Origin of the sequence: Solilutibacter silvestris, from assembly GCF_002895945.1 — a bacterium.
GTDB lineage: Bacteria > Pseudomonadota > Gammaproteobacteria > Xanthomonadales > Xanthomonadaceae > Solilutibacter > Solilutibacter silvestris.
Genome location: NZ_NPZB01000002.1, coordinates 423203 through 434926 on the forward strand (window position 1 = coordinate 423203; position 11724 = coordinate 434926).

Below are 11724 nucleotides of genomic sequence, written 5' to 3' on the forward strand. Positions count from 1 at the left end.
GAAGTATTGATGTCGCGGAATGCGAGACCAAAAAGTATGGCAGGCCCATTCACCCCAGTCAAGTCAAGGGGCCGGGCATGAGCGGGGAACCGGCGGCAAAACCCCGCCAGCGCAGCATGGCCCGTGGGATCCTGTCGTTCGGCAGCATGACCATGCTCAGCCGGATCTTCGGGCTGGTGCGCGACACCAGTTTCAATGCCGCGTTCGGCGCCGGGGCGATGACCGACGCCTTCTGGGTGGCGTTCCGCATTCCCAATTTCATGCGCCGCCTGTTCGCCGAAGGCTCGTTCTCGACCGCTTTCGTGCCGGTGTTCACCGAGATCAAGGAAAAACGCAGCCACGCCGACCTCAAGGCGTTGGTGGCGAGCACGGCCGGGACGCTGGGTGGCGTGCTGTTGATCGTCACTGCGCTGGGCATGTTGCTGGCGCCGTGGTTCGCCGATGCCTTCTCCAACACCGTCAAGCCGGTTCCGGGCCAGCACGAACTCATCGTCCACCTGCTGTGGTGGACCTTCCCGTTCCTGCTATGCGTGTCGCTGACCGCGCTGGCGGCGGGCGCGCTCAACAGCTACCAGCGTTTCGGACTGCCGGCGCTGGCGCCGATCATCCTCAACATCTGCATGATCGCCGGAGCATGGTGGGGATCGAAGCTGGCGCAGCCGCCGATCATGGCGATGGGCTGGGCGGTGTTCGCCGCCGGCATCCTGCAACTGCTGTTCCTGATGCCGGCGCTGGCCAAGCTTGACTTGCTGTCGATGCCGCGCTGGGGCTGGAACCAGCCCGATGTGCGCAAGGTGATGCGCCTGATGGGGCCGACGCTGATCGGTTCGTCGGTGGCGCAGATCAACCTGTTGTTCGATACCTTCGTCGCTGCCAAATTGGCGCCCGGTTCGCAGAGTTGGCTGTCGGCGGCCGATCGTTTCCTCGAACTGCCGCTGGGCGTGTTCGGCATCGCGCTCGGCACGGTGATCCTGCCGACGCTGGCGCGCCACCACGTCAACACCGACCGCGTCGGGTTCTCAAAATCGCTGGACTGGGGCCTGCGTTCGACCCTGATGATCATCGTCCCGGCGATGCTTGGCTTGATGCTGCTGTCGGTGCCGCTGGTCGCGACGATCTTCCAGCACGGCAAGTTCGATGCGTTCGCGACGCGGATGGCGGCGCTGTCGGTATTCGGCCTCAGCTTCGGCCTGCCGGCATTCGCGCTGGTGAAGACGGTGCTGCCGGCGTTCTATGCACGACAGGACACGCGCACGCCGATGCGCGCCGGCATCACCGCATTGATTGCCAACATGGTGTTCACCGCGTTGTTGCTGGCGCTGCTCTACGTGAGGTTGCCGGCGTCGGCGAAAACCGGCGGCTTGGCGGAAACGCTGGCGACGCACCCGGGGCTGCACTTCGCGCTGGGCCTTGCCAGTGCGCTGTCGAGTTATCTCAACCTGATTCTGCTATGGCGCTGGCTGGTCAAGGCGGGCGTCTACGACGCCCAGCCGGGCTGGAAATCCTTCCTGTGGCGTGTCGGCATCGCCAATGTCGCGATGGCAGCGTTTCTGTTGGCTGGCCTGCATTTCGCGCCCGATTTCACCCTTGCGCCGGCGTTGGATCGGATCGTCTGGCTCGGGCTGCTGGTCGCAGGCGGCGGCGCGATCTACGGCGCGTCGATGCTGGCACTGGGCTTCCGTCCGTCCCATTTCCGCGAGCACTGAGTCCGACGTGAGCGGCCGCTATACTTGCGAATCCCCGAAAAATGCTTCGCCCGCCGTCGCGGGCGCCCACATGCTGCGACTGTTCCGCGACATCGATGGCCCGGCCGTAAGCCCGCAAGGTTGCGTGGCCTGCGTCGGTGCGTTCGATGGGCTGCATCTCGGCCATCGCGCCTTGATCGAACGCACGGTGGAGCGCGCACGCGCACTCGGCCTGCCGGCGGCGGTGGTGTGTTTCGAACCGTTGCCACGCGAATTCTTCTCGCCCGCCGATCCGCCGCCGCGATTGATGTTGCCCGGCGCGCGCTTGCGCATGCTGGACACGATGGGCGTCGATATCGTCGGGCAATTGCGTTTCAACGCGCGGCTGACGCAACTGGACGCCATCGAATTCATCGATCGCATCCTGGTCGATCGCCTGCACGCGCGCGAAGTATTGGTCGGTCCCGATTTCCGTTTCGGGCGCGGTCGTGGTGGCGATTTGGCGGTGCTGCACGATCGCGGTGCGCAGGCCGGCTTCGTCGCCGAAGCCATCGCGCCGATGACATTGGCAGGCGAACGCGTGTCGAGTTCGGCGATCCGTGCGGCACTCGCGGTTGGCGATTTCGCCACGGCGACGCGCTTGCTTGGTCGCCCGTACACCATCGGCGGGCGCGTGGTGCGCGGCAAGCAACTCGGGCGCACGCTGGGGTTTCCCACCGCCAATCTGCGCTTCGACAAGAAGCCGGCATTGCAGGGCATCTACGCCACCTGGGTGCATGGTGTCGGCGGTCGCCCCTGGCCTTCGGTGTCGAGCTTCGGCACGCGGCCGACGGTGGATGGCGTGGAGCCGCTGCTGGAAGCGCATCTGTTCGATTGGAACAGCCATTCGGCTGTTGAAAGCGACGATGGCGACCTTTACGGCAAATACATCGAAGTGGAATTCGTCGCCAAGCTGCGTGACGAGGAAAAATTCGAAAGCCTGGATGCGCTGACCGCGCAAATGCAGCGCGATGCAGCCAGCGCGCGTACCCTGTTGCAGCAGTCGTCGACGACGCCTGCATTGAAGTGAAGACGAGACGATGAGCGACAACGAACACCGCTACAAATCCACGATCCTGCTGCCGGCGACGGATTTCCCGATGCGCGGCGACTTGCCCAAGCGTGAGCCGCTGATGCTGGCGCGCTGGGAGCAGGAAGGTCTCTATCACCAGCTGCGCGAAGCCGCGAAAGATCGCCCGCGTTTCTTCCTACACGATGGTCCGCCGTATGCCAACGGCGCGATCCATCTCGGGCACGCGGTCAACAAGGTGCTGAAGGACATCATCGTCAAGTCGAAGTCGCTGGCCGGTTTCGATGCGCCCTACATCCCGGGTTGGGATTGCCACGGCCTGCCGATCGAAATCGCCATCGAGAAGAAATTCGGCAAGGTCGGCGTCAAGCTTGATGCCGTCGAATTCCGGCAGAAATGCCGCGAATACGCGCTGAGCCAGATCGACATCCAACGCAACGATTTCAAGCGCCTCGGCATTCTTGGCGATTGGGACAATCCGTATCGCACCCTCGACTTCAAGTATGAAGCCGACGAAATCCGCGCGCTCGCGAAGGTCGTGGCAAACGGCCACCTCGCGCGCGGCGTGAAGCCGGTGCACTGGTGCTTCGATTGCGGATCGGCGCTGGCCGAAGCCGAGATCGAATACGCCGATCGCACTTCGCCGGCGATCGACGTCGCTTACAGCGCGCGCGATCCCAAGGCATTGGCCGCATTGTTCGGCGCCGAGTTGCCGGAAGGCGTCGAAGTCGCGGTGCCGATCTGGACCACCACGCCGTGGACGTTGCCGGCATCGCTGGCGGTGTCGCTCGGTCCGGACATCGAATACGCGTTGGTGGAAGGCCCGCGCCACGAGGGTCGCCGTCGCTGGCTGGTGCTGGCCTCGGCGTTGGCGGAGAAGGCGCTCAATCGCTACGGGGTGCTCGAAGTGGTGGCGCACGGCCACGCCCGCGGCAGCCAGCTCGAAAACGAATTGTTGCAGCATCCGTTCTATGCCGAGCGCGAAATCCCGATCCTCGTCGGCGATCACGTCTCGGACGAAGACGGCACCGGCGCGGTGCACACGGCGCCCGGCCACGGCCAGGAGGACTACCAGGTCTCGCTGAAATACGGCTTGATGGATCGCTACACGCTGGCGCAACTCAATCCCGTTGATGGTCGCGGCGTCTATCTGCCGTCGACGCCGCCGTTCGGCGACATCCAGCTCGCCGGCCTGCATATCTGGAAGGCCAATGACGTGATCGTCGAAGGCCTGCGCGGCAACGGCACGCTGCTCGCCTACGCGCCGCTCAAGCACAGTTATCCGCATTGCTGGCGCCACAAGACGCCGATCGTGTTCCGCGCCACGCCGCAGTGGTTCATCTCGATGGATCAGGCGAATTTGCGTCGTGATGCGCTGGCGTCGATCCCCGGCGTGAAGTGGTATCCCGAGTGGGGCGAAGCGCGCATCGCCGGCATGATCGAGAACCGTCCCGATTGGACGATCTCGCGCCAGCGCACCTGGGGCGTGCCGATCGCGCTGTTCATCCATCGCGAAACCGGCGAGCCGCATCCGCGCAGCGTCGAGCTGATGGAGCAGGTCGCGCAGCGGGTGGAGCAGGGCGGTGTCGATGCCTGGTACGCGCTTGATGCCGCCGATTTGCTCGGCGATGAAGCCGCGCACTACGACAAGGTCCGCGACATCCTCGACGTCTGGTTCGATTCCGGCGTCAGCAGCCAGTGCGTGGTCAAGGCGCGCGGTTACGAACTGCCGGTCGATCTCTATCTTGAAGGTTCCGACCAGCATCGCGGCTGGTTCCAGTCGTCGCTGTTGGCGGCGATCGCCATCGACAAGGCGGCGCCGTATCGCGAAGTGTTGACCCATGGTTTCACCGTCGACGAGCACGGTCGCAAGATGTCGAAGTCGCTCGGCAACGGGATCGAACCGCAGGAGATCATCAAGACGCTGGGCGCCGACATCCTGCGCCTGTGGATCGCTTCCGCCGACTACAGCAACGAGATGTCGTTGTCGCAGGAAATCCTCAAGCGCACCGCCGACGCCTATCGCCGCATCCGCAACACCGCGCGCTTCCTGCTCGGCAATTTGAGCGGCTTCGATCCGGCGAAGAACGCAGTTGCGCTCGACGAGATGGTCGCGCTCGATCGCTGGGCGGTGCATCGCGCGGCGCAGGTGCAGGCGCAGATCACCGCGGCGTACGCCCGCTACGATTTTGCGGAAGTGGTGCAGCTGCTGATGAACTTCTGCAGCATCGATCTCGGTTCGCTCTATCTCGACGTCACCAAGGATCGCCTGTACACCATGCAGGAAGATTCGCGTGGTCGTCGCAGCGCGCAGACCGCGATGCATCACATCGCCGAAGCGCTGGCGCGCTGGCTGGCGCCGATCCTGTCGTTCACCGCCGAGGAAATCTGGTCGCAGCTGCCCGGCCCGCACGCGCACAGTGTGCAAATGGCGACCTGGTACGAAGGGCTGGCCGAACTCCCGGCGCACGCTACGCCGACCGCCGACCAGTTCGACGCGCTACTGCAATTGCGCGAACAGGTGGCGAAGGCGCTGGAACCGATGCGCGCCGCCGGCGAAATCGGCGCGGCACTGGAAGCCGAACTGGTATTGAGCGTGGATGAAACCATGCACACATGGCTGGCGCCGATGACCGATGAATTGCGCTTCTTCTTCATCAGCGGCGATGTCACGGTGCAGAGTGGCGGGAAGGTGTCATCGGTGTTGGCGACGAAAACCACCAAGCCGAAGTGCGTGCGCTGCTGGCAGCACCGTGGCGACATCGGCACGAATCCCGAACATCCGGAACTGTGCGGTCGTTGCATCGAGAATGTCGATGGTGCCGGCGAAACCCGGAGATTCTTCTGATGAAGTTCGCCAAACCAAATGCGTTGCCGTGGTTGCTGGTGTCGGCGCTGGTGGTCGTGCTCGACCAATGGAGCAAAGCGTGGGTGCTGCGCAGCCTGCCGGAATTCACCGATGTCACGGTGATTCCCGGTTTCTGGAACTGGTATCGCACCTACAACACCGGCGCCGCCTTCAGCTTCCTCGCCAACAGCGGCGGCTGGCAGATCTGGCTGTTCAGCGCGCTCGCCGCGATCATCAGCGCGGCGTTGACCTATGCACTGATCGGCACGCCGCGACGCGAGTGGAAGACGGCGCTGCCGTACGCACTGGTGATCGGCGGTGCCATCGGCAATGTGATCGATCGCATCCTGCACGGCCACGTCATCGACTTCATCAAGTGGTACGTCGGCGACCACGTGTGGCCGGCATTCAATCTCGCCGATTCAGCCATTGTCGGTGGTGCGGCTGGCATCATCCTGTTTGGACTGCTCGGCGGTTCATCCCGCAAGGACAAGACGCCGTAACGATGGACATCCTGCTCGCCAATCCACGTGGATTCTGCGCCGGCGTCGATCGCGCCATCGAGATCGTCAAGCGCGCGATCGAAACACTGGGCGCGCCGATCTACGTTCGCCACGAAGTCGTGCACAACAAATTCGTGGTCGATGACCTGAAGCAGCGCGGCGCGATCTTCGTCGAGGAACTGGACGAAGTGCCCGATGGCGCGACGGTGATCTTCTCCGCGCATGGCGTGTCCAAGGCGGTGCGCGAGGAAGCCGACCGCCGCGGATTGAAGGTGTTCGACGCCACCTGCCCGCTGGTGACGAAAGTGCATCTGGAAGTCGCGCGCCATTGCCGTTCCGGACGCGACATGATCCTGATCGGCCACGCTGGTCATCCCGAGGTGGAAGGCACGATGGGGCAATGGCATGCCAATGGCGGCGGCGGACACATCCACTTGGTCGAGGACATCGACGACGCGCGCGCGATCTTGATCACGCAGCCCGACAACCTCGCCTACACCACGCAGACCACGCTGTCGGTGGACGATACCCGCGACATCATCGCCACCTTGCGCGAGCGCTTCCCGGCCATGCAGGGGCCACGCAACGACGACATCTGCTACGCCACCCAGAATCGCCAGGATGCGGTGCGCGACCTGACGCAGGAATGTGATCTGGTGCTGGTGGTGGGATCGCCCAACAGCTCCAATTCCAATCGCCTGCGCGAGCTGGCGGAGCGCGAAGGCGTCGAGGCTTACCTGATCGACGATGCCGGCGAGATCGATCCGGCGTGGCTGCAAGGCAAGCATCGCATCGGCGTGACCGCCGGCGCCTCGGCCCCGGACGTGCTGGTGCAGGGCGTGCTGGCGCGCCTGCGCGAACTCGGTGGCAGTGGCGTGCGCGAGCTCTCGGGCGAGCCCGAGGACATGGTGTTCGCGCTGCCCAAGGAACTGCGCCTGCGCCTGGTAGATTGAGCGGCCATAATTGACCAGATCGGCTCCGGCCCGTACGATATCCGGCCAAGCCGGAATAGCTCAGTTGGTAGAGCGGCGCATTCGTAATGCGTAGGTCGTAGGTTCGATTCCTATTTCCGGCACCAGTTCCATCCTTCAAATCCACAGGCAGGGAATCCATACATGGATCCGATCTCGCTCGAGGATCTGGCGCTGCTGGACGTCCTCCACAGGATCGATCAACGGATCGAGTTGACCCATGGCGACTGCGAAATCCGCCAGCGCATGGTTGAAAGCGGCTTGATCGAAGACGACGAGTTTGGCTTGCGTCTGACCACCGCAGGGATAGAATTGTGCAAATCCCTGCAGCATCGGGTGGCGGCGGATGCCCAGGCCGAGAAAGTGCTGCAACAGCGCGCGCAAGCCACGGCATCCCCGGATAGTGTTTAATGGGGTGAGGGCGCAAGCCTGATCCGTACCACTTTCGCTTTCTAACACCCCCCTCGGAAACGAGGGGTTCTTTTTGCCTGGAATTTGCCGATCCCCTCGGCAACGGGATTCTTCAGCCTGGCGTTTGGCGATCTCGCGCCATGCGACCACAAGCCGGATACTGGCGGCATCCCCACGGAGTCCGTCATGGCATCGCCGAGTCCTCGCAAGCGCACCGCCTATGTTTGCACCAGTTGCGGCGCCGACTACCCGAAATGGCAGGGCCAGTGCGAAGCTTGCGGCGCCTGGAACACCTTGTCCGAGATCGCATTGGATGCTGCTGCGGCCACGAGCGCGGCGCCGGCGCGTCGCGGCAGTTGGGCGGGGAAGATCGATGCCGCGAAGATCACGCCGCTTGTGGACGTGCAGCAATCGGAAATCCAGCGCGCCTCGACCGGCATCGGCGAGTTCGATCGCGTGCTCGGTGGCGGTTTGGTGGAAGGTGCGGTGGTGCTGATCGGCGGCGATCCCGGCATCGGCAAATCGACGTTGTTGTTGCAGGCACTGGGGGAGATGAGCGGGCGATCGCGCGGCCTGTACGTCACCGGCGAGGAATCGCTTGCCCAGGTCGCGGGCCGTGCGTTGCGGCTCGGTCTGTCGCTGGATGGCCTCGAAGCGCTGGCTGAAACCTGCGTCGAACGCATTCTCGAACAAGCCGCAGTGGCGCGGCCGGGCTTCATCATCGCCGACTCGATCCAGACCTTGTGGACGGACACGCTGACTGCCGCGCCGGGATCGGTAAGCCAGGTACGCGAGTCCGCGGCGCGACTGGTGCGTTATGCCAAGGAAACCGGCACCGCGGTGTTCCTGGTCGGACATGTCACCAAGGAAGGCGGCATCGCCGGACCGCGCGTGCTCGAGCACATGGTCGATGCCGTGCTGTATTTCGAGGGTGATTCTGGATCGCGCTTTCGCGTGCTGCGCGCGTTCAAGAACCGCTTCGGCGCGGTGAACGAACTCGGTGTGTTCGCGATGGGCGACAAGGGCCTGCGCGAAGTACCCAATCCGTCCGCGATCTTCCTGTCCGGCGGCAGTGCCCGCCAGCCCGGCAGTTGCGTGATGGTGACGCGCGAAGGCACGCGCCCGTTGCTGGTGGAAGTGCAGGCGCTGGTCGATGGCTCGCCGCTGTCGAATCCGCGTCGCGTCGCCGTCGGTCTCGAAGGCAATCGCCTGGCGATGTTGCTGGCGGTGTTGCATCGCCACGGCGGCGTGCTGACGTCGGACCAGGACGTGTTCGTCAATGTCGTCGGCGGCATCCGCGTGCAGGAAACCGCAGCCGATCTGCCGGTGTTGCTTGCGGTGCTGTCATCGCTGCGCAACCAGCCGTTGGCGGAGAAAACCATCGCGTTCGGCGAGGTTGGATTGTCGGGGGAGATCCGTCCCGTGCCCAATGGCGAGGAACGCCTGAAGGAAGCGGCGACGCATGGCTTCAAGCGCGCGATCGTGCCCAAGGCGAACGCGCCAAAGGCCGGCACGTACAAGGGCATGGAAGTGATCGCGGTCGAACGCCTGGCGGACGCGCTGGAAGCGGCCTGAAAACGCCGCTGGCTTGTCGCGCCCGCTGGCGGGTGCTATTCATTCCGCGAAGCATTCGGGCGAGGAATGACGATGCAATCACCGCAAGTGGATCCGCAACTGTTCAACCATATCCGCGTGTTGATTTCGCTGGTCGCCGGCATGGGCCTGACGCGCCTGCTGACCGGCGTGGCCCGGATCATCCAGCATCCGGGGAAAAAGAAGGTCTATTGGGTGCATCTTGGCTGGGCCTTGTGGATGTTCCTCGCCCTGATCAATTTCTGGTGGTGGGAATTCCGGCTCGCGCAATTGCATGACTGGAAGTTCGTCTATTACGTCTTCCTGATCGTCTATGCGACGGTCTATTTCCTGCTGTGCGCATTGCTGTTTCCGGACAATCTCGATGAGTACGCGGGATATCGCGACTATTTCATGTCACGGCGCGCCTGGATTTTTGGTGCCCTGGCGACATTGTTCGTGCTGGATCTCGGCGACACGCTGATCAAGGGCGCCGGATATTTCGCGGCGTACGGGATCGAATATCCGTTACGCGCCGCCATCCACGTCGCGCTGTGCCTGATGGCGATGCGCAGCGCCAATCCGCGTTTCCAGGCCGCATCCGTCATCCTGGCGCTGGCCTATCAGGCGTCATGGATCCTGCGCCACTTCGAAACATTCCAGTAGCGTAGCGAGCGCGGATTGAAGCCCCTGCGCGGGTCCTCCGGGCAGGCTGAAAGCCCCATTCAGAAAATTCCCCGCCCGAATGTGACGGGCATCATTAATTGTTCATGTTTGTGATAGGGTGATGAAGGTCGCAGTCGAAGCGTGACTGCGGCAGATCGGCGTTGTGGAACAAGTCACCAGTTTCCAGTCAATCAATCACTCAAGGGGTACGGTCATGTCTCTTCGCATCACGGTGCTTTGCACCGCGTTCAACGGACTTTCACAGCGTGCGTGGTGTGAACTGCGCGAACGCGGTCATATTCTCGATCTGGTCGCAGGTGCCGATGGCGAGGCCATGCAGGCGGCCGTCGAGCGATTCAAGCCGGATCTGATCGTCGCGCCGATGCTGAAATCGGCGATTCCGGAAGCCATCTGGCGCCGTCACATCTGCCTGATCGTCCATCCGGGGATCGTTGGCGATCGTGGTCCGTCTTCGCTTGATTGGGCCTTGCTCGAAGGCGAGCGCGAATGGGGCGTGACGGTGCTGCAGGCCGATGCGGAAATGGATGCCGGCGACATCTGGGCAACGCAGACCTTCGCCATGCGCGCGGTCAGCAAGAGCCAGCTGTATCGCCATGAAGTCACCGATGCCGCGAGCGATGCGTTGCTGGCGGCGGTCGAACGTTTCGAGCGCGGCGAATTCCGTCCGCGTGCGCTGGACTATGGCGATGCCGACGTGCGCGGTCGCTTGCGTCCGTCGATGCGGCCGGTCGATCGTGCGGTCGATTGGGAAATGGGCAGCGCCGAAATCCTGCGCCGCGTGCGTTGCGGCGACAGTTATCCGGGGGCGCGCGGTCGTCTTGCCGGGCGAGAATTCCAGTTGTTCGGCGCGGCGGCGGAACCGAAGTTGCGTGGTCGTCCTGGCGCGCTGATTGCGCAGCGCGACGGTGCGGTGTGCATCGGCAGCGGCGATGGCGCGGTGTGGATCAGCCATCTGCGGTTGATGAAGGGCGCGTTCAAGCTGCCGGCGACTTTGGCGCTTGGTGCCGCGGCACTGGTTGACGTGCCGGAACGGGCGTTGTCGCCGTTCGCTCCGGAGAAGGACGGGCCGCGCGAGATCCTCTATCGCGAAGCCGATGCCATCGGTTATCTGCACTTCGATTTCTACAACGGCGCGATGTCGTCGGAGCAGTGCGATCGCCTGCGGATGGCGCTGGTGCAGGCGCGGCAGCGGCCGGTGCGCACGCTGGTGCTGCAGGGCGGCCAGGACATCTGGTCCAATGGCATCCATCTCAACACCATCGAGGCGGCAGCCGATCCTGCGCTGGAATCGTGGCGGAATATCCTGGCGATGAACGCGCTGGTGCGCGAAATCATCCACACCGATACGCAGCGCGTGGTCGCGGCGATGCACGGCAATGCCGGCGCGGGTGGCGCGATCCTCGCGCTTGCAGCGGATGAAGTGTGGGCGCGTTCGGGCACCGTGCTCAATCCGCATTACAAGGGCATGGGCGGGCTCTATGGTTCCGAGTACTGGACGTATCTGCTGCCACGTCGCGTCGGTTCGGCGGCAGCGACGGAATTGACCGAAGCGTTGAAGCCGGTCACCGCCGGCGGCGCCGAAGGCATGGGGATGATCGATGCCGCGTTCGGCGACGATGTCGCCAGCTTCGACGCCGAAGTGCTGGAGCGTGCGCATCGCGGCAACGGCGTGACTGCGGTGCGCAAGCAGCTCGCGGCCAAGCGCGAGCGACGCATCGAGGACGAACGGCGCAAACCGCTGGAAAGCTACGCCGCCGAGGAACTCGCGCACATGTACCGCAACTTCTTCGGCGAGGATCGCAGCTACCACGAGGCGCGTCGCCGCTTCGTCTGGAAGTGCGCCCTGCCGGTGTGCGAAGTGCCAGAGGTGGATGCTGCGGCGACGGCATCAGAGGGAAAACAGGAAGCGCTGGGCGCCTGATCGCGCAACTGGAGTCGCAACGGGAAAGCCCGGCTTCGCGCCGGGCTTTCTTCGTCT

9 protein-coding genes and 1 tRNA gene are annotated in these 11724 nt (G+C 63.9%); all 10 read left to right on the forward strand.

The window, feature by feature from the left end:
* Nucleotides 1-116 precede the first annotated feature (116 nt).
* The 10 genes from murJ to Lysil_RS09645 all read left to right on the forward strand — a co-directional run bounded on the left by murJ (nucleotide 117) and on the right by Lysil_RS09645 (nucleotide 11667).
* On the forward strand, nucleotides 117-1706 hold the full coding sequence (gene murJ / locus Lysil_RS09600; RefSeq protein WP_103076002.1) for a murein biosynthesis integral membrane protein MurJ: 1590 nt from the start codon (nucleotides 117-119) through the stop codon (nucleotides 1704-1706).
* Between the two features lie 70 nt (nucleotides 1707-1776).
* Nucleotides 1777-2754, forward strand: a complete 978-nt coding sequence (locus tag Lysil_RS09605) for a bifunctional riboflavin kinase/FAD synthetase (protein ID WP_103075382.1) — start codon at nucleotides 1777-1779, stop codon at nucleotides 2752-2754.
* A 10-nt stretch (nucleotides 2755-2764) separates the two neighbouring features.
* Complete coding sequence (gene ileS / locus Lysil_RS09610; protein ID WP_103075383.1) at nucleotides 2765-5602, forward strand: isoleucine--tRNA ligase; 2838 nt, start codon at nucleotides 2765-2767, stop codon at nucleotides 5600-5602.
* Nucleotides 5602-6105 carry a signal peptidase II gene (gene lspA / locus Lysil_RS09615; RefSeq protein WP_103075384.1) on the forward strand — a complete coding sequence of 168 codons (504 nt, stop codon included), beginning with the start codon at nucleotides 5602-5604 and terminating at the stop codon, nucleotides 6103-6105. The genes ileS and lspA overlap by 1 nt, the downstream gene beginning before the upstream one ends.
* A 2-nt stretch (nucleotides 6106-6107) precedes the next feature.
* Nucleotides 6108-7058, forward strand: a complete 951-nt coding sequence (gene ispH / locus Lysil_RS09620; protein WP_103075385.1) for a 4-hydroxy-3-methylbut-2-enyl diphosphate reductase — start codon at nucleotides 6108-6110, stop codon at nucleotides 7056-7058.
* Nucleotides 7059-7107: 49 nt separating this feature from the next.
* Nucleotides 7108-7183: transfer RNA gene (locus Lysil_RS09625), tRNA-Thr, on the forward strand.
* Between the two features lie 37 nt (nucleotides 7184-7220).
* Complete coding sequence (locus Lysil_RS09630; protein WP_103075386.1) at nucleotides 7221-7487, forward strand: hypothetical protein; 267 nt, start codon at nucleotides 7221-7223, stop codon at nucleotides 7485-7487.
* A 186-nt stretch (nucleotides 7488-7673) separates the two neighbouring features.
* Nucleotides 7674-9062 (forward strand): DNA repair protein RadA, encoded by a 1389-nt coding sequence (gene radA / locus Lysil_RS09635; RefSeq protein WP_103075387.1) that lies wholly within the window; start codon nucleotides 7674-7676, stop codon nucleotides 9060-9062.
* A 72-nt stretch (nucleotides 9063-9134) separates the two neighbouring features.
* On the forward strand, nucleotides 9135-9725 hold the full coding sequence (locus Lysil_RS09640) for a hypothetical protein (protein WP_103076003.1): 591 nt from the start codon (nucleotides 9135-9137) through the stop codon (nucleotides 9723-9725).
* 214 nt (nucleotides 9726-9939) lie between these two features.
* A complete protein-coding gene (locus tag Lysil_RS09645; RefSeq protein ID WP_103075388.1) occupies nucleotides 9940-11667 on the forward strand; it encodes an enoyl-CoA hydratase-related protein in 1728 nt (575 codons plus the stop codon).
* The last annotated feature ends 57 nt before the right edge of the window (nucleotides 11668-11724 follow it).

Excerpts from the sequence above, each read along its gene's own strand:
- radA (WP_103075387.1), top strand. The coding sequence starts at position 7,674 with ATGGCATCGCCGAGTCCTCGCAAGCGCACCGCCTATGTTTGCACCAGT.
- ileS (WP_103075383.1), top strand. The coding sequence starts at position 2,765 with ATGAGCGACAACGAACACCGCTACAAATCCACGATCCTGCTGCCGGCG.
- ispH (WP_103075385.1), top strand. The coding sequence starts at position 6,108 with ATGGACATCCTGCTCGCCAATCCACGTGGATTCTGCGCCGGCGTCGAT.
- Lysil_RS09645 (WP_103075388.1), top strand. The coding sequence starts at position 9,940 with ATGTCTCTTCGCATCACGGTGCTTTGCACCGCGTTCAACGGACTTTCA.
- lspA (WP_103075384.1), top strand. The coding sequence starts at position 5,602 with ATGAAGTTCGCCAAACCAAATGCGTTGCCGTGGTTGCTGGTGTCGGCG.
- Lysil_RS09630 (WP_103075386.1), top strand. The coding sequence starts at position 7,221 with ATGGATCCGATCTCGCTCGAGGATCTGGCGCTGCTGGACGTCCTCCAC.
- Lysil_RS09605 (WP_103075382.1), top strand. The coding sequence starts at position 1,777 with ATGCTGCGACTGTTCCGCGACATCGATGGCCCGGCCGTAAGCCCGCAA.
- Lysil_RS09640 (WP_103076003.1), top strand. The coding sequence starts at position 9,135 with ATGCAATCACCGCAAGTGGATCCGCAACTGTTCAACCATATCCGCGTG.
- murJ (WP_103076002.1), top strand. The coding sequence starts at position 117 with ATGGCCCGTGGGATCCTGTCGTTCGGCAGCATGACCATGCTCAGCCGG.